Raw genomic sequence first — 20,518 nt, forward strand, 5'->3', positions numbered from 1 at the left:
TTTCGTTCGTTTAGAGTAGAACGCGCACCATAACAAAATAAAAAAAAGAGGCAATGCGACATAACGTCACATTGCCTGTTCTCGGAGTTGCAAGATTCCCGGAGCGGAGAATCCTCTAGTCGAGAGAGGAGGTTTAAGAGGTAGGTTGCATCACGCGCGCGGGTCCTCGCGAGTCGCCGCGGCCCATTCCGGCGAATAGCCGGCCATAATGGTGGGATCGGGCACATCCATCACCACTGATTCGCTGGCCATTAACGTGCCAACGATGCTCACTGCATTACGTAATCCCAAACGGACTACCTTCACCGGATCGATGATGCCGATGTCCAAGAAGGGACCCAAGCGTTGCCGCTGCGTATCGTAGGCATAACTCTCGCCGGCGTGTCGGCGTAAGTCCGCCGCGACGATTTCCCCATTCAGACCGGCGTTGCTGAGTATTTGTCGCAACGGCGCGAATAAGGCCTGACTCAAAATCGCCACGCCTCGCTGTTGTTCGGCATTCTCGGCGATGACCTCGTCCAAGACCGCCGCCACGGCGACAAGCCCGGCACCACCGCCGGGCATGACGCCTTCCTCCAGCGCCGCTTGCACCGACTTGTAAGCGTTTTCGATGCGGACCATGCGTTCCTTGATTTCGATGTCGGTGACACCTCCGACGCTGAACACCCCGGTTTTACCGGACAGCATCGCGATGCGTTCTTCCAACTCGTCCGCTTCGTGCTGATTGCCGGTCGGGGAGCCGTCGCCCGGTTTGCGGGCGCGCACGTCCGCGAGCGCTTGACGCAAGCCGGACACAACCCGCGCGACGGCTTCGGAATCAGCGGCGCCGGCCAGTATGGTAGTTGTTTCCGCGCCGACGATTGCGCGCTCCGCCTGGCCCAGTTGCGCCAACGTCAGATCTTCCAACCGAGTCCCGTGGCTTTGTAGGACCGGCGTGGCGCCTGTCAACAAGGCTAAGTCGTTCAATCTTTCCAGCCGGCGATCGCCAAAACCGGGCGGCTTGACCGCGACAGTTTTGAACACGCCGCGAATGTGGTTCAGCAGCATGCCGGTCAACGCGTTGTCGCGGACATCGTCGGCGATCACTAATAACGAACGATGCTGGTCGGCGACTTGTTCCAAGATGGGCACCAAATCCATCAAGTCGACGATTTCCCGATCGCAGAGCAGGATGTAAGGACGCTCAAGTTCCGCCGTGGCCCGATTGCGGTCGGTCACGAAATAGGGCGACAAATAGCCCTGGTCGTAGCGAATACCCTCGACAATATCCAGTTCGTCGTCCCGGCCGTTACCCAGTTGAAAAGTTAAGGGGCCATCTTGACCCAATTCGGCGAAAGCTCGGTTGAGCAATGTGCCGACGCCGGGCTCATCCTTGCTGGCGACTGCCGCTATTCGGGCGATCCATTCCGGCGTGACGTCTGTCAATGCCCGGCGCCGCAATTCAATTTCAACCAGCGTCAGCGCCAGATCCAGGCCTTTTTGCAGTTGCAGTGGATGGAAGCCGGCCGCGACGCTTTTCAAACATTCCGCGGCGATCGCTCGAGCCAATACGATCGCCGTGGTGGTGCCGTCGCCGACTTGCCGCGACACGGATCCCGCGACGTCGCGCAGCATTCGCCCACCCAGATCGGCAACCCGGTCTTCGAGAATGATCGAGTTGGCGACGGTCACCCCGTCGCGAGTAAAGATGGGCGGCATGCCATCGGTACGGTGCTGAATCAGTACCGCCGGCCCGGAACTGCCTAGCGTTGCCGCCGCGGCCCTAGCCACGGTGTCCATGCCTTGCATGATCCGCAAGCGGGCCTCGGGGTTGTAAATAATTTGTTTACTCATAGGTCTCGTATGCTGGTGACGGACCAACGCTCCCCGCCAAAATCGGCTTGCTCCCGAAGGGAGAACCGGCGAGGGCGCTAACCCAAGTTCTTAAAACCCAAACCGCCCCCCTAAAAGCCATTCGTCCGGAACAGCTTTTCAGAAAGGTATCCTTTTGCCTTTGGGGAAGGTTGGGAACTAGTGCGGCAATCAAGTTCGGTTTTTCATCAACGCCTGACCCGCCCGCGCCCGCGACAATCTGGCCCGCTTCAGCCTCAGCCAAACCCAAGTCAGTTTTTTGTCGTTATGGTCCAGCGCCAGTCGAAAGGCCTCTTCGTCCTCGGGCGGCATGCGCCTTTCCCAGTACTCCAGCAACTCGGCAACGCGCTCGTCGCCGAGCTTGGCAACCAAACGGATTTCTTCGGCGGCAAGCGCCCGAATGCTGTCTTCCAATTCCATGACCATTTCGTTGATAAACGCTTGATCTTCGCTTTTCATCGGATTCAAGCGGCGCTAGGCAAAAATTTTTCCAAGTAGATTTTGTCGCGCGGGATGCCGACTTCGGCGCAGACCGCGTAAGTGGCATCGACCATGCCCGGCGGACCGCACAAATACAAATCCGGTTTGACGCCGGTACCCTGCAAGTCACGGCGTAAAATATCCACGACGCTGCCTTTCTCGCCATGCCAGCCGTCGCTGGCCTTCCAAACGCAAATACGCACCGACAAGGTCGGCATGGCTTGTTCCAGTTGCTGGAGCTGATCTCCGTAGAACACTTCCTGCTCGGTGTTGACGCCGAAATAGATCACGCAGGGCTGAGGTTCTTCCCATTCGTGCATGCGGCGTACCATTGATAGGATCGGTGCCAGTCCGGTACCACCGGCCACGAAATAACGTGGCGTAAAACCGTTTTCCTTCAATCCGAACACGCCCAAGGGCCCAACTACGTGAATGGTCTGGCCGACATAGGCATCCTGTTGTAAATAGGAAGAAAACTTACCGTTGTCGACGATACGAATCAAAAACTCCAACTCGCCGCGATTGTTGGCGGTATTGGCCGGCGAATAAGACCGACTGATTTCCGTACCCGGAATGACCAAGTTGTAGTACTGTCCCGAATCCAGCCGAATTTGCTGATCGTCACCGAGCTTTTGCAAACGCAATTTCACAACGTTACTGGACACCTGCGCCAATTCAACAATTTCGGCGTCGAATTCCAAACCCTCCGGCGAAAACGAAATCCGGTCGTAGGTATACGGCACTTCGATTTCCAGATTAGTCGTCGGGAAACAACGGCACAACAATACGAAACCCTCTTCGGCCTCGTCGGGCGGCAGGGCCTGGACACTGACCTTACCGATTTCGTAATCGCCTTCGGTACAAAATCCTTTGCAGGTCGCGCAACCGCCCTCGCGACATGAGGCCATCAGATAGATATCCTGGCGCAATCCGGCGCTGATGATATCTTCGTCGTCTCCGCAATCGAAGGCGACCGATTCACCGTCCTCGGTGATGATTTTGACATTATGCATCATGTTAAGCGTCTCCCTGGCCGACGCGCGCCGCAGAGACATTGAAAAACGCCATCACGTGCTCAACTGCCCGGCGAGAGGCGTCCAGCGTCAACGAGCACCCTTCTTGCACCAGCTTGCGGTCGCGGTAGATGGTCCAGCGCCACATGAAGTCCAAGTCTTCGCCGAATGCGGTATAGGGGGCAACATCGTATAACTTGGTCACCGGCGCGGAGGCGTCCGGAAACGGCGGTGGCGTCGCCGATTTGATATTGGCTAGTAAATCCATCGTACTGTCTATCGAGTTAGATTGAGAATAAGCCGAGACGCGATCCGGCGCCCCAACCGAAAAAACCGGGGGAAAGAAGAGCCCGCCATCCATGGCGGAACCCTAACATGCCGGAGAACGGGCCTCCCGCATACGAATAAAGGCCCGTTCGCCGACAATTCGATGCCCGACTATTGCAATGTCACGACTCTGACGCCACGCACTTTGCGTAGATCTTCGAGAGACATTTCGTAATAGTCGGTGTTACGCAACTCCATCAGCTTGGTGCCGAGAATGCGGTCGGTATCCATGAATACGTTGACCGGCATCATCGGCGGCTTAAAGGCTTGGCGGAAACCAATATGGATTTTTTCCGCCGCGAATTTATCGGTGCAGGCCGCCATTTTGGCAAGCACCGCATCCGCTTCCTTCTGGGCATCGGCGCCGTTGGCGCATTGGTTTTGGATTTGCTGATCGTTAAGCTCCTTGTGTTTCAACAAGGCTACTTTTTCCTCGAGCTTGCACTCGATCCAACCCCAATCGAGTTCAAGATCATAGCTTGCACGAAGCGGCGTGGTGTACTTGAGACGAAACTCGTTAAGCATTTCCACGCCTTTGGCCAGCGTATTGAGCGAACCGATTTTTTTGATCCATTCATCGCGAACCGGGTTGTCATGAATGTTGTAATTTGCCATGGGTAAAAACTCCTATGATTTCAGGTCTTCCAATTGACGATCCAGGCCCATCAACTCCGAAGTGATGGTGAATTTCTCGCCCAGGGTAAAGGCACGGCCGATCGTGGACGAAACGTCCACCAGGAAGTCATAGACGCTGAAGTGACGACCCAACAACTCCGAGACTTCCTCGCAATCGACTTCGATCTTGCCGGTGGCTTTCAACCACCAGTAGCCGGCGCGGTCTTCGACCACTAAAGTCGGATTGTCGGCCTTGCGATCGCCCAGCAAGATTTCGTCGACGACGATATTAATCTCGTCGGATTTTTTCAGCACCAGAACCACTTCGTTGCTTTCATGCACCACTTGGTTTTCTTCGGCGAAATACTCGTCGGCAAAAGCTTTGCCGGTTTTGGCCATAATGCCGGCGCCGTACGCGTTAGAACTGACTGACATGTTGCTCTCCTTATTTCAAGCCTTGCAGAATGGTTTTGATAATGGCCGCTTTGTCGAATTTGTAGCTGACTTTGTCGGCATAATCGAGTTTCCAGTCGTCGAAGACCCGCTCTAACGCAGCCTCAACGGCATCCTTGCTGGTCACACCGGGAATGGTCGGGATTTTTGTAAAAATGCCCATGAAATCCTGCAATGCTTGCACTGTTCTTGGCAACCATTTGTCGGTCCAAGCCCGCATCATCCGGCGGTTGTAGTCGCCGAACTCAGCGTCGTCACCTAGACATTCGAAGAACATGTCGGAGGTGATACCCTTGGTTTGCGAGAAATACAACTGCATTTGGTTGATAAAAAACGGCGTCAAGGTATCACCGTAGTAGGAGGACAGGCGTTGGAAAAACTCCCGACGCACGAACTGGCCGAACAAGGGGTCGTAAACCATGTGGCAAGACCACAGGATTTCGTTCCAGTCGTACGTGGCTTGCCAGATGTCCTGAACCGTTTCGCGCGCACCTTTGTAGATGGCCCCTTGCGTCCATTCGCGTTTCGGTTCGTCGGTGGATTCAGGAAATCCAGGCACCAATTTCGCCAAAAAGGTTCTTTCCAATTGGATCATTTGCGCGTTATCGACTTTATCGAAGCCGATCATCGCGATACTCATCCGCAAGGTATCGCCCAGGCAGTCGCGGGACGCCGAGGAATGCGCGTTGAACAAACCGTACTCGTTGAAGCAAAACGCGCCGAGATAGTCGTTCAATACTTCGTCGCGCCAAATGGGGTCGATCGAGCGCACTTGACCTTCGGATGAATACGCCAGCAGGAAACGATCGGTGTAACGCCATTCCTCCGCTTTGTCTTTCACGTACGGTGCGTGCCAACGTTTAGCGGGATCGCGGTGTTTGTGCCAGTCGGTGGAATGCAGTTCAGTAGTCTCGTTACCCCAGGACGGACGGCCGCCGTGGAATTTTTGAGTCCAATCGCCCCAGTCCAACCCCCCGGGAATCCAGTCCGGGGTGGGTTGCGCATAGCAGGTCAATACTTCGTATTCGGTCAGCCGGCGACCGCGCGGCTTAACGAAGTAGTTCATCTTACGTTGTGTATCCAGCGGCTGATCGGGAATGGCTTCCAGAATTTCTTTGACCATTTCCGGATCGGTCAATCCGCGTTTTCCTTGTTGTACTTGTACAGACATTGAGCTGTCTCCTAAGATAGTGGTAAGAACGACGTTTACAGAGCGTCCAGCGGGTCTTTAAACACGCAGTTCAGCTTTTTGATGTCGTCCAAGGTCCACAACTTGCCGTTTTTGTTGGTGTGCGGTTGGGCGATCAAGGTTTTACCGTCGCTACGCACGCCGTGCTGTTCGGCGATTACTTCGGACAATTCGCGTCCCGCATATTGTTCGAACATGTTTTGGCATTCGTAACGTTCCGGCTCGCTCAACCACATCCGCTCGCCCCATTCGTCGCTAAACGAATGTTTTTTGCCGTTGTACTCGTGGACTCTCAGCGTGCTGGCGCCTTTGCACAATGAAGGGCAGAACGGTACTTGCGAAACGCGGTCGATGTAGATCGGATGGTTGTTTTCGATGAACCACATCAACGGAATAAAGCCGCTGTTCGGATCTTCGCAACCGCGCGCGCGCCACTCGTCGTAGATTTTGCCGTATTGGTCGTACCAGCCTGGATAGTTGGCTTCGAACCAGTCCGCTTCTTCGGCGGTCGGCAGCGTCAAGCGGAAGAAACCGGTGGGCCACAAGGCATAGGCCAACAGGAACAGGTCGTGGTGAGCCCAATACGCGTCTTTTTTCGCATCGCGCAAACTGCGTGGCGATTCGACACCATATTTGCCTAGACGGCCGATCCAGATGCCACCCCAGTCTTCGTAAACCCAGCGGTTCCAGGTTTTGACCCAAGGCTCGACTTTGAATTTCGAGCCGTACTCAAACAACATACCCAATACCGGCGTGAAGTATTTTTGTTGGGTCCAGAACGCGTTGTTCAAATCGGTGTTCAGATATTTGGAAGCCGCCGCGTCGTTGGCGATGGACACCACGGTTTGATAACCGTTGGCCATGTGGCGCAACTCGTCGGTTTCGATCGACAGGAACACGGTCGGGGTAATTTCGTCGCCGTTGGCCGCCGCCCATTCAGTGATCGCGACGATCAACGGATTGGTGAAGCAAGCCTCGCCGACCAATTGCAGGTTAACCGAGCACTCGACCGCATCGCCGGAGATAAAGCCGTCGGAGAACACCCGCTTCATACCTTTCCACAGCGGGCCGATGGTACGAGTCCGGCGTGCATCGTTATGGCCGGCGGGATCGTGGAAATGCTTGCTGAAGTAGTAGTTTACGTAACCGCATTGGTTGGTGTGGCGAATTTCATCCAACACCTGAGCCAAGTAGCCGTTTTTTTGCTCGGGCGCGGAAGCCGAATCCCACAGCATGCCGGTCGCGGCGATCGCATTGTATTCGCCCACTTCCAAGAAGTTGGAAGCGACTTTCATGGTTTCGCCCCATTTCGGATGCACCCGATTGCCCGCGTCCAAACGAGTCAGCACGTCTTGCAAACTGCCGAACTGGCGCTCGTCCTTGACCGACTCCATTCTGGCGTATTCCTTGGCGATCAGCTTGAACTGTTCCTTGGTTTCATTCGCCATTTTGTACTTGGTAGGATACTTGGTGCGATTTTTGTCAAAGTCCCAAGTGAAACTTTGCAACCACCGATGGACTTCCTGGGCGTTGACGCTGGTTGGCGCGCGATTGACGGCCAAGGCATCGGTTGCGGCTTTTGTTGCTGCACTTATAGCCATGTTGATTCCTCATTGTACTGTTATAGGTTTGATCGAGGCCGGCGCCGATCGGCGGGGTGCTTTTCGTCGTCTTGAAGTGCTTTCATCTGCGGGGCGGCGCAGGCCTCGGTGCCTAATAGTGCAAGCAGCGTACCAACTTGAACAAAAGCAATTTTTTTGATCTGAATCAATAATTTGAAAGCCGCCGAAGCCAGCGCCAATACAGCGGAATTAGCGTCCACTTTCTGGACGTTGCTTAGAAATAAGACGTTCAATCGAAGCGACCGGTTCGCGGCGATTAAGCGGCCATTAAGGGGACGCGGCTACTCTGGAACCCACTCAAATCAATCGAGCGAACAGCCCAGAGGCACCGTATGAAAACCTTGCAAGTCACGATACTGGCGATTGCCGCGTTCACCCTGTCGGGTTGTGCGACGGGTTATTACCAACGTGGCTACACCGGTTACGGGTATGGCTCCAGTTACGGCGTGTATCAGCCCTATCAGGGTTACGGTAGCGGTTATTACTCTCCCGGCACGCAATTCAACTACGGCACCTATTACATTCAACCCGGCCACTACCGCGATCATCACGATAGGGATCGCCATGAGCACCATGAGCGACGCGAATCGAATTCCGGAAACCACGAACATCACGAGAATAACTGGCATGGCGGGGTGGGGCACCACGAGTCGCACGGAAGCGAGGGCTGGGGGGAACGCGGCCATCGGAGCGAGACCGAGACAAGACACGATTTCAGCGGCGGGCCTACCGCCAATGCCGCCGGCAGCGAACATCATCGCCATCACGAACACGGCGAACGCCGCCATTGAGAATCATCGCTTGGGAAAGCAGCGACCTGACGTTAGCCGGGCCTCGGCCAACGGGATTTAGTCGCTTAGAGTTCTATGCGAATGCCTAACTCGATCACGCGCTCGACGGGGATTTTGAAATACTCGATCGCACTGGTCGAGTTATGAGTCAGGAAACTGAATAAGGAACGGCGCCATTTAGGCATCGGGCTCTTACGACGGAACGACAAGCGCTCGCTACCAATGAAAAACGACACGGTCTTTTGGTTGATGTCCAAACCTTCATGGCAACACAGTTGCAAAGCGCGGCGCACATCCTGTTCCTCCTGAAAACCGAAATAGAGCTTCACTCGGTAAAAACTGCGGTTATGGCCGAACGCCCTGATTTTTACGCGATGAGATTCGTCGACGTAAGGCTCTTCGGTGGTCACGATCGTCAACACGATGATCTTCTCGTGCAACACCCGGTTGTGCTCCAAATTGTGCAACAAAACTTGCGGAACCCCGTGCATGCTGCGGGCCATGTAAATCGCGGTGCCGGGCACCGTCACCGGCGGCTGGGTCTTCAACCGTTCTTCCAGTTCTTCGAACAACACCCGCCGATCTTCGAGATATTTGGCCAGTAATTCGCGCCCCTTGATCCAAGTCGTCATCACCAAGAACAATATTGCGCCCACCACCAGCGGCAGCCAGCCGCCGGTCGGAATCTTCAAGCTGTTGGACGCCAAGAACAACAAATCCACCGATAGGAAAATAGACAGAAATGCGATGCTAGTGGGGCGATTCCAACGCCACAAGCCCTGAATGACGATGAAGGCCAGAACTGTATCGACGATCATGGTACCTGTCACGGCGATGCCGTAAGCGGAAGCCAACGCCGAAGCCGATTTAAAACTTAACACCAGCACGAACACGCAAACCGCCATCAAACCGTTGATGGCCGGCACGTAAACCTGGCGCATTTCATAGCCGGAGGTATGCCGCACGGTCATCCGTGGGCAATAACCGAGTTGTATCGCCTGCCGGGTCACCGAAAACGCGCCGGAAATCACGGCCTGCGAAGCGATCACCGTCGTCAGCGTCGACAAAATCAGCAGCGGATATTGCGCCCAATTCGGCGCCAACAGATAAAACGGATTGCGTATCGCCGACGGATCGCTGATCAGCAAGGCGCCCTGACCAAAATAATTCAGCATCAGCGCCGGAAACACCACGAAGAACCATGCGCAACGTATCGGCTTCAAACCGAAATGCCCCATGTCGGCATACAAGGCCTCAGCGCCGGTGATGACCAACACGATGGCTCCCATGATCAAAAAGCCCTTCCAGCCGATCTCTACCAACAAATGCAGGGCATGAAAGGGATTGATCGCCATCAAGACTTCGGGGGCGCTACCGATATTGACGATGCCCAGCAATGCCAGGGTGGCGAACCAAGCGCACATGATCGGCGAGAACAAGCGGCCGACGACGCCGGTACCCTTGACTTGCAAAATGAACAACAAGCTCAATACCGCGATCGCGGCCGGCACGACGTATTCGTGTAAACGGGGCGCGATGACCTTTAAGCCCTCCACCGCACCCAACACCGAGATTGCCGGCGTAATAATGCTATCGCCGTAAAACAACGAGGCGCCAAGCAAACCCAGCGTGACGATGAATCCCTTACGGCGCGGATCGTTTCTGGCGCCTCGCAGCGCCAGCGCCATCAAGGCCATGATGCCGCCTTCGCCGCGATTGTCGGCCCGCATGATAAACGTGGCATATTTGGTGCTGACGACCAATGTCAGCGACCAAAAGATCAGCGACAACACCCCGAGCACATGTTCGGTATCGGTTGGCAAGCCGCCGTGAAACACCTCTTTCATCGCGTAAAGCGGACTCGTGCCGATATCGCCAAACACCACGCCGATAGCGCTTAGCGCGAGAGTAGAAAGTTTTTCCTTGGGGGGGAATGGGTGTTTCGAAGGCATGGCGAGTGTTGGATGCAAGCGAAAAGCTGTTGAAATTATGCCACATAACCCAGAATTGACCGCAATCGCAATTCTTTGGTGGGGATTTTATTTTCTGAATCGTCTTATGTTAATGAGGCTGTTTTCCAGGGAATGACTAACTCGCAGATGAAGCGAAGTTCATCCCGGACCGGCAAATAACTTACAATGTAAGATCGAATTTAGAACCTGCATACCTTCCAGCACTCATTGCATTCATGTATTTATTTAAAACCCACGAAGAGGCTTTGCAGATCAGCCCGCTAGCAAACTTTGGCGGCACGGGACCATCTCCGCGGGAGGCGAGAACTTCGATTTGGCGAACATTGCTGGGCGAGGAAAAGCCTTCCAATATGCTGAGTTTGCTGAGCGTGTTGGTACTGCTGGTTCATGTTTGGGGCTTGCGACAACTGTTGCAGCCTGTGGAAGCCTTGACGCAAGCGCAACCGCTGATGATGGAAGTGTCGATGATCGCGATCTCGGCGCCCAAACCCAGCGTGGCGCCGCCACCGCCCGCCCCGGCGCCTCCCGAGAAAAAACCGCCCGAAATCAAACCCAAGCCCAAACCCAAGCCGCTGCCCAAAAAGGCGCCACCCATCGTGCAAAAAGCACCGGAGTACGCGCCCAGCGAAGCGGCGGCCGAAACCCAGCCGACGCCGGTGACCGCACCGGCCAATCCGTCGCCGTCGGTGACGCAAACCACCAGTACCGCAACTCAGGCCGAGCCCTTTACCGAAGCCAATTTTCGGGCTAACTACGCTCATAATCCCAAGCCGGAATATCCGATGATCGCCAAAAGCCGGGGCTGGCAGGGAAAGGTATTGCTGAAAGTGCAAGTGTCCGCCGAAGGCTTGGCCGATGCCGTGGCGGTGGAGCACAGCAGCGGTCACGAGGTTTTGGACGACTCGGCGGTCGAAGCGGTCAAACAATGGAAATTCATCCCTGCCAAACGCGGCGAAACACCGGTAGCCAGCTCGGTGATCGTCCCCATCATCTTTACATTGCGTGAATAAAAACGGAGAAATTAATGCCCTACCATATAGCCCCGGAATTGGTTATCGACGCCACGTTGTATACGTTGCTGGCGTTTTCGTTGATAACCTGGACTTTGATTTTTTTCAAAATCTGGCAGTTCGCTAAAAACAACTATTACAACAAGCAATTCAACGAAGCGTTTTGGGACTCAGCCGATCTATCCGCCGCCCAGCAATTGCCAGCCGAAAAGTTGCGCGGCCCTAAGGCGCGTGTCGCAACCTGCGGCTTTACTTGGCTGGCTGAAATGAGCCATCCCGAGACTTGCGCAAGCCTGCGATTCCGCGGCTCGCCGCAAGACTTGCTGGAGCAAACCTTGCGGCACCAAACCCAGATGGAACAGCGCAAAATGGAAAGCGGACTGACGATGCTGGCCAGTATCGGCAGCACCGCGCCGTTCGTCGGCTTATTCGGCACAGTGTTGGGCATCATGCACGCAATGCACGACATCAGCGCCAGCGGCTCGGCCAGTCTGGACGTGGTCGCCGGTCCGATCGGCGACGCGCTAATCGCCACCGCGATCGGTATCGCCGTAGCGGTTCCGGCCGTATTGGCCTACAATTTTTTCATGCGCCGGGCTAAGCATCACCGCGCCTCACTGGAAAATTTCGTGGACGGTTTCCTGCATATCGCGTTCGGCGACAACGCCAAAGACAAGGAGTAATCGATGGGCTTTAAAACCAATTCCGAAGAAGACGAAGCCGTTAGCGAAATCAACGTCACGCCGCTGGTCGACGTCATGTTGGTACTGGTGATCATCCTGCTGGTCACCGCGCCGCTGTTAACGCAATCGGTCAACGTGGCGCTACCCAAAACCGCCTCGACCACCCCTGACACCGAAAAACAACCGATGCAACTCGGCATCGACGCGCAGGGCGGCGTCACGCTGAACAAAAACCCGATCGCCGACTTGGCTGGATTGGAGACCACGTTGCAGGGCGAATTAGCCGCCAATCCCGACATCGTGATCCACATCTACGCGGACCAAGGCGTTAACTACGGTAAAGTCGCCGAAGTGATGGCAACGGTGCAACATGCCGGTATTTCCAAACTGGCCTTCGTCACCGTCGAGCAATAAGGCGCCAAACCAAGGATTGCCTAAGGCCTAGTGCTTTAACTTGGCGAGTTCGGCCTCGAACTCATCCATCGTTAAGGCACCGCTCTTGCCTGTTCGCCGATGGGCCGCATCGAAGAAATAGGTTCTAGGCAATTCCCCGAACCACGCCGGATCGATTTCATAGCGCAATTTTTCCGGAGTTTCGTCGGCGAAAACCCAGTTCTCCAACGCCGCCAGACGCTCATCGCCAATGATTCTGCGTATCTCCGGCAAAGCCTCGCCGTCGTCGACCGCGAGCATGACGATCTTCAGCTCCGGATGTTTTTCGTGCAGCGCCCTTAAGTTCTTCATGTCTTTCAGGCAGGACGGACAATCCACCGACCAAATCGCCAACAACAACGGCGCGTGCGCGGACTCGGCAAGAATTTGCCGATAGCTATCGATCCGAAACGGCTTGAACGCTATCTCATCGGCAACAGCCGAATGCCAGCCGGCCAGCACGCACGCAACCCAAACCAGCCATCTAAGTATTTTCATCATTTCCTCGGCAATACGGAGTAAAACTCCGTCAAATAACATAGTTTTAAAATCATTTGCCGCCACCATTTTGCGACCAAGAATCTCAAGCGTCACGGTTCGCCTGAATTGCCGAAAATTGTTTGAGCACTATCGCAGATTTGGCTTCAACGGCTTAATAACCGCCAATCTGCCGGACCCCGCCGCAGTCCATTTTCGGTGATTTCCCAGATACTGCCAGCCATTAATATTTTATATAACATAGTTTATTTAAATATTGGCTCCCTCCCGAATAAAACCATTTATTTATCATTGCCTTGAATTACAGGCTCCAAAATTGCTCGCGCAACGCTATTCCCAAAACCGGGCGAACACGCTTCCGTCCGGCCTTGGCGAGTCAATTTTATTTTCAAGGAACACTCGACATGCGAGAAACCATAAAAAAGACATCATTGCTACTGGCACTACCCACCATCCTGCATTCATCGCATAATTTGCAAGCGGCGGAATCCAAGGACAACACACTAGCCGATGTTATCGTTTCGGAAGATTCCGAAGACGGCCGCCCGGAAAAGCCCTCGAAAACCGACCTATCAACGCCTAAAACCAAAATCTCCAAAAAAGACATCGCCGAGACCAACGCCGTCACCACCTCCGATTCAATCAAATTCGAATCCGGCGTATTCGTCCGACAACGTTATATCGGCGATCCGAATGCACCGGTCGGCATGCGCGGCTCCAATCCTTACCAAGGCGGCCGGGTCATGGTATTCATGGATGGCATGCCAATCTGGAACGCCTTGCAATATTCGTTCAACGGCTCGCCGCGCTGGGGATTGATCGGTCCGGGCGAAATCAAATCGGTCGATATTCTATCGGGACCGTTCTCCGCCGAATACAGCGGAAACGCCATGGGCGGCGTGATCAACTTCAATACTCTGCTACCGCAAAAGCGCGAGGTCTATACCGAGGCAACCTATATCTTCCAACCCTATCAGTTCGAAGGCACCAGCAAAAACCTGCAAGGATTCAGGACCTTCGGCTCTTACGGCGATAAGTTCGGCGACTTCAGCAGCTACTTCTCTTACAACCATTTAGAGAACGAAGGCCAGCCGATGACCACCTATAACTACTCGAATACGTCCGGTGCCAACGGCGGCGCGCTAAGAGCCTACACCTCCGGAGCCGGATCGGTCAGCGGCGCCTATCTCGAGCGCAATCCCCGAGCCGTCGGGAATCAGGCCAACCAAGGCGGTTATGCCGGCCAGCCTCGACTATCCTATGGCGACAGCGGTGTCGTGCATTCGGTGGACGATTTGTACAAATGGAAAGGCGGCTATCAAATCAATCCGCAACTCGACGCTTTGTTCACCGTCGCTTTCGAAAATCTGGACGTCACCAGCGTTGGCCAAACTTATCTGCGCAAGGCCGACGGTACGCCGGTCTACGGTAACGGCAGCACGACTTACAACTACAACGGCTTACGGATCGTCCCGGTCGGGACCAATTTCGGCGCCAGCCAACAAAATCGGCAAACTCTAACGCTAGGTGGCGGCTTGAAAGGCCAGCTATTCGGCAATTGGAACACCGACACCCACGTCAGTTATTTTGACGTCCTGCACGACCAGACGGTCTCCTCGTCCTTGAATCCCAGCGACCCCAACAATACCAATGCCGGCCAAATCAGCGATGTCGACAGCATGGGCTGGGTCAATATTTCAACGAAATTCGACAACCAAAAGTTCTTCGATCGCGAAGACCTGTCGTTTTCGACCGGCATGGAATATCAACACGCCAAAATGTTCACCAGCCAATACAGTACCAGCAACTATACGAGCACCAATCGCGACCGGCTAACCTTGCGTAGCGGCGGCGCGACCGACACCTACGGTCTGTTCGGCCAACTGTCATGGCGGTTTATCCAGGACTGGGACGCCACATTCGGTAGCCGGTTGGAACGTTGGAACGTGTCCGACGGCATTTATCTGTCCGGCAACAATAATTACTCGCCGCGGGACCGTCAAGCATCGACATGGTCGCCAAAATTCTCGTTGGGCTACGAACCGGGCCGCTGGAAATTCCGCTACTCGGTCGCCAAGGCCTACCGGTTTCCGCTGGTCGGCGAATTGTTCGACAACTCGAACAGTTTGAGGGGTAGCGTCAGTTTGGCCAATTCCCTATTGAAACCGGAAGACGGAACCCACCACAACCTGATGGGGGAGTACGATTTCAATAACGGGTATATCCGCTTGAATCTGTTCCATGAAAACGTGCGCAACGCCATTTACAGTTCGACGATCTCCAACTCGTTATTGATCGCTCAAGACCCCGCTACCTTCGGGCCGGGCGGCTTGAACCTGAACGCCAGTAACTTCAGCAGCCTGTTGGCGTCGATAGACGAAGTGGAAATTAACGGTATCGATCTGACAATCAACCAAGACCGGGTATTCGACTCGAATTTCGACATCAAACTGGATACGACGATTTTGAATTCGAAGATTCTGAAGAACGATGCCAACGTCAATTACGTCAGCAAGAGCTTTCCGCTGCTACCTGACTATCGAGCCAACCTGTTAACGACCTACCACTACGGCAAAGACTGGGACTTTTCGGTCGGTACCCGCTACCAAGGCAGAATGTACGCCCAGCTCGACAACAAGGATCTGCAATTGCCCTATTACGCGGCCTTTACCGAATCGGTCTACGTCGATCTGAAAGCCACCTACCGCTTCAACAACGCCGGACATATCTCGGCGGGGGTCGACAATATCAACGACTATCAAGCCTTCTTTAACCATCCGTTGCCGCAACGGACATTCTTTGCTCAAATCGGCTACAAGTTCTAGACGGCAAACCCGCCACCGAACAGCCGATGTCCGCTACCCAGCGGCCCGGACCCGAAACAGCGGGGCTATTGGAAGCAGCCCCGCCCGACAACCGCCGCCGACTTCCGCAAGCACGACCGAAGCGCCGGCTAAACACTTCACCCCATGAAAAAAACCTGTGTTTTTGCAATCGCGGCGCTTTGGCTATTTAACGGCTGCGCCGGACAACCGCTATCGACCGAATCGCCAACCTTGGCCGAAGCATCGCCCGCCGACCCGGCGCCGGCTTGCCCGGCACCGACACCCCATCGCGCTTGCTCGGATACCGTCACGCCGACCTTCGACGCCGACGGCACGCTTTGGATCGTCTGGGCCAACGACAAGCACGTTTATTTACAGTCCTCGACCGACAAAGGCCGGCACTTCTCCGAGCCATCGCGGGTCAATGCCGAACCGGAAGCCGTCGCCTCGCACGGCGAGTATCGGCCCAAAATCAAAACCGATCGACAAGGCAATTTATTCGTGACTTGGACCCAGAATCTGGAAAAACGCCATAGCGGGCACATTCGATTTTCTCGTTCCGACGATGGCGGGCGAAGTTTTAGCAAACCGGTCACGATCAACGACGATCCCAATATCACCGGCCACCGCTTCGACAGCCTTGCGGTCGGGCAAAATGGCGAAGTCTTCATCGCATGGCTGGACGCTCGCGATAAGGACAAGGCCAAAGCCGAAAATCGGCCCTTCGACGGCTCGGCGGTCTATTTCACTTGGTCGCGGGACGGCGGACAAAGCTTTCAACCCAACCGGATACTGGCCCCTCACAGTTGCGAATGCTGCCGTCTGGGTACCGAGATCGACAGCGACAATCTGCCGGTAGTCCTTTGGCGGCATGTTTTCGACGGCGGCATCCGCGATCACGCCATCGACAAATTCGTAGACTGGGACACGCCTGGCCCCGTCAAGCGCGTCGAAAACGCAAACTGGAAAATCGACGCCTGTCCTCACCACGGCCCGGCGCTGTCCATCGACGACGGCGCCTATCATGTGGTCTGGTTTAGCGGCACCGAATCCCGGCCGGGCCTGTTTTATACCCGCTCGATCAATCAGGGCCGAGACTTTTCCCCGCCGTATCCATTTGGCGGCGCCGGCGCCAAACACCCCCACGTGCTAGCCAAAGACCGACAAGTTTGGGTGGTTTGGTCCGAATTCGACGGCAATCGGAATATAGTGAGGCACCTGCACTCGGGCGATTCCGGCGAAAGCTGGTCGCCGGCAGAAACCTTGGCAACCACGACAGGCAAGGCCGATGACGCCTTTCTGATCGGAGACGACCGGGACGTGTATTTGTCCTGGCAAACGGATCGCGGCTACCGCTTCGTTCCGCTGACCCAGTAAACAGCCGAACTTATGCCGGCTTTTTTTTGGCGTTTTTTTCGATATATTCGATCATCAAGCCGGCGATGTCCTTACCACAGGTTTTTTCGATACCTTCCAGCCCCGGCGAGGAATTGACTTCCATCACCAACGGTCCGCGCTTGGAACGCAGCAAATCCACGCCGCAGACATCCAAACCCATCACTTTCGCGGCGCCGACCGCGGTGGCGCGTTCTTGCGGCGTCAGCCGGACCACGCTGGCGCTGCCGCCGCGATGCAGATTGGAGCGGAACTCGCCTTCGCGGCCTTGGCGTTTCATCGCCGCCACCACCTTTTCGCCGATGACAAAACAGCGAATGTCGCTGCCGGCCGCTTCCTGGATAAATTCCTGCACCATGATGTTGGCGTTCAAACCCATGAAGGCCTGAATCACGCTATGCGCGGCGTTATGCGTTTCGGCCAGCACCACGCCGATGCCTTGCGAGCCTTCCACCAATTTAATCACCAGCGGCGCGCCGCCGACTTCGGCGATCAGGTCTTCGATGTTGTCGGGATTGTGCGCGAACGCGGTAATCGGCAGATCGATACCTTTGCGGGCCAATAATTGGCTGGATGCCAGTTTGTCGCGGGAACGGCTGATCGCCGCCGAGTTATTCAACGTGAACGTGTTCATCACCTCGAACTGGCGCAATACCGCCGTGCCGTAAAAGGTGATCGACGCGCCGATGCGCGGAATCACCGCGTCGTAACTCAACAAATCCTCGCCCATGTAATGGATCGACGGCTTCATCGACGTGATGTTCATATAGCAATGGGTCGGGTCGAACACCCTGGCCTGATGTCCGCGCGCCGTGGCGGCCTCGACCAACCGCACGCTGGAATACAGAGTGGCGTCGCGGGACAGGATCGCAATTTTCATGGCCGCCGGCCGTGGTCAGGGCCGCACGGCGTCGAAATCGGCGACTTGCGGATGTTCCGCATCGGGATTGGGGACTTGCTCGCGCACCAACCAGCGCGTTGCCATGCCGGCTTCGCGAGCCGCATCCAGTTCTTCGCGTATGTCCGACAGGAATAAAATCCGGTCGGACGGTAAACCCAGCGCGGCGGCGATACGCCGGTAGGACTCGGCTTCGCGCTTGCCGCCGATGTGAGTATCGAAGTAGCCGGAAAACAGCGGCGTCAAATCGCCGAAATCGCTATGGCCGAACAACAATTTTTGCGCCTGCACCGAGCCGGACGAGTACACGTACAGCTGATAGCCCTGGGCATGCCAAGCCTTAAGATTGCGTACCGCATCCTCATAAATGTGACCGGTGAAATCGCCGTTGCGGTAGCCGTCCAACCAGATCAAGCCTTGCAAGGATTTCAAAGGCGTAATCTTTTGATCGGCGTCTATCCAGGCTCGCAATTGTTCGACAATCGCGGCCCGATCCGGCGTCCCGCCCATCAATTGAGCAGCATCGTCCAACAACGTCCGAACTTGCGGCTCGTCGGCGTGGCTTGCGACATAATCGGCCAAATGCGTCCGCGCGTAAGGAAACAACACCTCCTTGACGAAGGATAGCGACGAGGTAGTACCTTCGATATCGGTGACGATGGCTTCTATCATAGCGTGGCCAGGTATTGATCCAGGGTCGGAAAGCGCTCGGCAATGCGGTCGCCGGTAAACTCGGCCACCCAGCCGTCTTCGGTGGTGAACAGGCGGATGCATTTAAATGCCGGGTTTTCGCCCATATCGAACCAATGCGTGGTATTGGCCGGCACGCTGATCAGATCGCCTTGTTCGCACAGCACCGCATAGACTTGATCGCCAACGTGCAAGTAAAACAGGCCGCGGCCTTCCACAAAGAAGCGTACTTCGAAATCGCTGTGGGTGTGCTCGGATAAAAACTTCTGCCGCAAAGCCTCCTTGTTCGGATGCTCGGCGTTCAGACTGATCACGTCCACCGACTGAAAACCGTATTGCCGTTTCAGTTGGTCGATCGAAGCTTGGTAAGCGCTTAAAACCATGTCGCTATCGGCATCGGCGCCGAACGCTTGCTCGGCTTGCCAGCGCTCGAATTGCACGCCTAAATCGCGCAAACGATCGGCGATGTCGGCAAACTCGCGGAAGGTGCGGCCTTGATCGGGTTGGCCGGCGGGAAAAATCGTTAAAGCGCTCATAAGCGTGTTACTCCATGTAGGCGAATTTCAATGTCGAATAAAAACTCCAGTGCTTCCAAATGGCGCAAGGCATCGTCCACCGACGCGCCCCACGTGTAAAACCCGTGGCCGGCGATGATGTAGCCGTGGACATCGTCGTGGGCATCCATATAGGCCTCGACCCTGGCCGCCAAGCGCGGAATATCCTGATCGTTGGCGAAAATCGGCACGACGATCCGGGTTTCGTGGGTGGCGATGCCGGGCAGGGCCTTCAACAATTCGTAGTCTTCCAGCACGATTTCGTGTTGAAACAGGCGCGCCGTCAGCGTGGCGTTGACCGAATGCGGATGCAACACCGCTTGCACTTGCGGAAAACGTTGGTAAATCGAGGTATGCAGCAAGGTCTCCGCCGACGGCTTCTTACCGTCCAGCGACTGGCCGCGACTGTCGATCAACATGATGTCGTCCGGTTCCAGCCGGCCCTTGTGGCGGCCGGAGACGGTAATCGCGATATTGCCGTCGGAAAGTCTGGCCGAAAAATTGCCGCTGGTCGCCGGCACCCAGCCCTTGCTGTCGATGAAACGGCCGGCGGCAATCAATTGCTCCGCCTTCCGGAAAAATTCGTCGGTCTTGGATGTCATGGAATATTTTGCGGATTGCAAAAGAAGGGAAAGAGTTGGCCTGTAAGCCGGGTTCTGTCGTGAACAGCCATTCATCTAGGCGCTTGATCACCCAAGCGCTCAAGCAATCTACCCAGGAACAGCGCGGGCCACGCCAATGCTCCTCTATTTGATCTTGCTCCGGGTGGGGTTTACCCTGCCACACCTGTTACCAGTTGCGCGGTGCGCTCTTACCGCACCATTTCACCCTTACCGGGTTCGATTCGAACCAGGCGGTATATTTTCTGCGGCACTTTCCGTAGGCTCGCGCCTCCCAGGCATTACCTGGCACCCTGCCCTATGGAGCCCGGACTTTCCTCCCTCCCGCTTACGCGAAACGGCGACTGTTCGGCCAACTCTGGCGGCGATTATACAGACAAAGCCAAAAAATTGGGCGGGACGAACGCGAAAGGTCGCCAAAGCGCAACCTACCCGCTCAGCAATCCGAACGGCGGCGTCGTTGTCGCCCTTTAGATTCGAACGGACGCCGGCTTCCGAGCACCCAAGACGGAGAAACTTGCGCGCATGGTTTTTTGCGTTGCAGGCAAAACGATCAGAATCTAGCGCTTGCCACTCGAATCCCTTCGGCTCCGCTCAGG

Annotated in this window: 21 protein-coding genes and 1 other RNA gene; 6 read left to right on the forward strand and 16 right to left on the reverse strand. The window is 55.5% G+C overall.

Features of this window, described 5'->3' with window-relative positions:
* Positions 1-150: 150 nt before the first annotated feature.
* The 9 genes from groEL to A1355_RS12050 all read right to left on the reverse strand — a co-directional run bounded on the left by groEL (position 151) and on the right by A1355_RS12050 (position 7,783).
* Positions 151-1,833: a chaperonin GroEL gene (groEL, locus tag A1355_RS12010; protein ID WP_064028383.1), complete on the reverse strand. Its 1,683-nt coding sequence runs from the start codon at positions 1,831-1,833 to the stop codon at positions 151-153.
* A 189-nt stretch (positions 1,834-2,022) separates the two neighbouring features.
* Positions 2,023-2,310: a hypothetical protein gene (locus A1355_RS12015; protein ID WP_064028385.1), complete on the reverse strand. Its 288-nt coding sequence runs from the start codon at positions 2,308-2,310 to the stop codon at positions 2,023-2,025.
* A gap of 5 nt (positions 2,311-2,315) precedes the next feature.
* Complete coding sequence (gene mmoC, locus A1355_RS12020) at positions 2,316-3,347, reverse strand: aromatic/alkene monooxygenase hydroxylase FAD-binding subunit MmoC (protein WP_231883651.1); 1,032 nt, start codon at positions 3,345-3,347, stop codon at positions 2,316-2,318.
* A gap of 1 nt (position 3,348) precedes the next feature.
* Positions 3,349-3,612 (reverse strand): soluble methane monooxygenase-binding protein MmoD, encoded by a 264-nt coding sequence (gene mmoD, locus A1355_RS12025; protein ID WP_064028387.1) that lies wholly within the window; start codon positions 3,610-3,612, stop codon positions 3,349-3,351.
* Positions 3,613-3,782: 170 nt separating this feature from the next.
* Entirely contained in the window at positions 3,783-4,286 is a 504-nt protein-coding gene (gene mmoZ, locus A1355_RS12030) for an aromatic/alkene monooxygenase hydroxylase subunit gamma (RefSeq protein ID WP_064028389.1), read from the reverse strand.
* Between the two features lie 12 nt (positions 4,287-4,298).
* Entirely contained in the window at positions 4,299-4,721 is a 423-nt protein-coding gene (gene mmoB / locus A1355_RS12035; RefSeq protein ID WP_064028391.1) for a methane monooxygenase regulator MmoB, read from the reverse strand.
* Positions 4,722-4,731: 10 nt separating this feature from the next.
* Positions 4,732-5,910 carry an aromatic/alkene monooxygenase hydroxylase subunit beta gene (gene mmoY, locus A1355_RS12040; protein ID WP_064028393.1) on the reverse strand — a complete coding sequence of 393 codons (1,179 nt, stop codon included), beginning with the start codon at positions 5,908-5,910 and terminating at the stop codon, positions 4,732-4,734.
* A 35-nt stretch (positions 5,911-5,945) separates the two neighbouring features.
* Positions 5,946-7,529 (reverse strand): aromatic/alkene monooxygenase hydroxylase subunit alpha, encoded by a 1,584-nt coding sequence (gene mmoX / locus A1355_RS12045; protein WP_064028395.1) that lies wholly within the window; start codon positions 7,527-7,529, stop codon positions 5,946-5,948.
* A 20-nt stretch (positions 7,530-7,549) separates the two neighbouring features.
* Positions 7,550-7,783, reverse strand: coding sequence for a hypothetical protein (locus tag A1355_RS12050; RefSeq protein WP_139306385.1), 234 nt, complete (start codon positions 7,781-7,783; stop codon positions 7,550-7,552).
* A 99-nt stretch (positions 7,784-7,882) separates the two neighbouring features.
* Here A1355_RS12050 and A1355_RS12055 point away from each other — a divergent pair, with 99 nt between their 5' ends.
* Complete coding sequence (locus A1355_RS12055; RefSeq protein ID WP_064028400.1) at positions 7,883-8,341, forward strand: hypothetical protein; 459 nt, start codon at positions 7,883-7,885, stop codon at positions 8,339-8,341.
* A gap of 65 nt (positions 8,342-8,406) precedes the next feature.
* Here A1355_RS12055 and A1355_RS12060 read toward each other — a convergent pair whose 3' ends face one another.
* The gene (locus A1355_RS12060) at positions 8,407-10,293 is read right to left on the reverse strand and encodes a potassium transporter Kup (RefSeq protein ID WP_064028403.1); all 1,887 of its coding nucleotides are present in this window, start codon (positions 10,291-10,293) and stop codon (positions 8,407-8,409) included.
* Between the two features lie 236 nt (positions 10,294-10,529).
* On the opposite strand from A1355_RS12060, the gene A1355_RS12065 reads away from it, so the two are divergent.
* Genes A1355_RS12065 through A1355_RS12075 form a run of 3 tightly spaced genes read left to right on the forward strand, consistent with a single transcriptional unit; the run spans position 10,530 to position 12,421 of the window.
* A complete protein-coding gene (locus A1355_RS12065) occupies positions 10,530-11,324 on the forward strand; it encodes an energy transducer TonB (RefSeq protein ID WP_064028405.1) in 795 nt (264 codons plus the stop codon).
* Between the two features lie 14 nt (positions 11,325-11,338).
* The gene (locus A1355_RS12070) at positions 11,339-12,007 is read left to right on the forward strand and encodes a MotA/TolQ/ExbB proton channel family protein (protein WP_064028407.1); all 669 of its coding nucleotides are present in this window, start codon (positions 11,339-11,341) and stop codon (positions 12,005-12,007) included.
* 3 nt (positions 12,008-12,010) lie between these two features.
* Positions 12,011-12,421 (forward strand): ExbD/TolR family protein, encoded by a 411-nt coding sequence (locus A1355_RS12075; protein WP_064028409.1) that lies wholly within the window; start codon positions 12,011-12,013, stop codon positions 12,419-12,421.
* A gap of 27 nt (positions 12,422-12,448) precedes the next feature.
* Here A1355_RS12075 and A1355_RS12080 read toward each other — a convergent pair whose 3' ends face one another.
* The gene (locus tag A1355_RS12080) at positions 12,449-12,937 is read right to left on the reverse strand and encodes a TlpA family protein disulfide reductase (protein ID WP_064028428.1); all 489 of its coding nucleotides are present in this window, start codon (positions 12,935-12,937) and stop codon (positions 12,449-12,451) included.
* A gap of 404 nt (positions 12,938-13,341) precedes the next feature.
* Between A1355_RS12080 and A1355_RS12085 the strand changes: the two genes are divergently transcribed.
* Positions 13,342-15,762, forward strand: a complete 2,421-nt coding sequence (locus tag A1355_RS12085; RefSeq protein ID WP_064028411.1) for a TonB-dependent receptor — start codon at positions 13,342-13,344, stop codon at positions 15,760-15,762.
* 144 nt (positions 15,763-15,906) lie between these two features.
* Positions 15,907-17,139, forward strand: a complete 1,233-nt coding sequence (locus tag A1355_RS12090; RefSeq protein WP_064028413.1) for a sialidase family protein — start codon at positions 15,907-15,909, stop codon at positions 17,137-17,139.
* 10 nt (positions 17,140-17,149) lie between these two features.
* Here A1355_RS12090 and rimK read toward each other — a convergent pair whose 3' ends face one another.
* The 5 genes from rimK to rnpB form a co-directional block, all read right to left on the reverse strand.
* Positions 17,150-18,037 (reverse strand): 30S ribosomal protein S6--L-glutamate ligase, encoded by an 888-nt coding sequence (gene rimK / locus A1355_RS12095; protein WP_064028416.1) that lies wholly within the window; start codon positions 18,035-18,037, stop codon positions 17,150-17,152.
* A 15-nt stretch (positions 18,038-18,052) separates the two neighbouring features.
* Positions 18,053-18,727 carry an acireductone synthase gene (mtnC, locus tag A1355_RS12100; RefSeq protein ID WP_064028418.1) on the reverse strand — a complete coding sequence of 225 codons (675 nt, stop codon included), beginning with the start codon at positions 18,725-18,727 and terminating at the stop codon, positions 18,053-18,055.
* Positions 18,724-19,281: a 1,2-dihydroxy-3-keto-5-methylthiopentene dioxygenase gene (locus A1355_RS12105; protein ID WP_064028420.1), complete on the reverse strand. Its 558-nt coding sequence runs from the start codon at positions 19,279-19,281 to the stop codon at positions 18,724-18,726. Before A1355_RS12105 ends, mtnC begins: the two co-directional genes overlap by 4 nt.
* Positions 19,278-19,901, reverse strand: a complete 624-nt coding sequence (locus tag A1355_RS12110) for a methylthioribulose 1-phosphate dehydratase (RefSeq protein WP_082885512.1) — start codon at positions 19,899-19,901, stop codon at positions 19,278-19,280. The genes A1355_RS12105 and A1355_RS12110 overlap by 4 nt, the downstream gene beginning before the upstream one ends.
* A gap of 27 nt (positions 19,902-19,928) precedes the next feature.
* An RNA gene (gene rnpB / locus A1355_RS12115) (RNase P RNA component class A) lies at positions 19,929-20,279 on the reverse strand.
* Between the last annotated feature and the right edge of the window lie 239 nt (positions 20,280-20,518).

Origin of the sequence: Methylomonas koyamae, from assembly GCF_001644025.1 — a bacterium.
Lineage (GTDB): Bacteria > Pseudomonadota > Gammaproteobacteria > Methylococcales > Methylomonadaceae > Methylomonas > Methylomonas koyamae_A.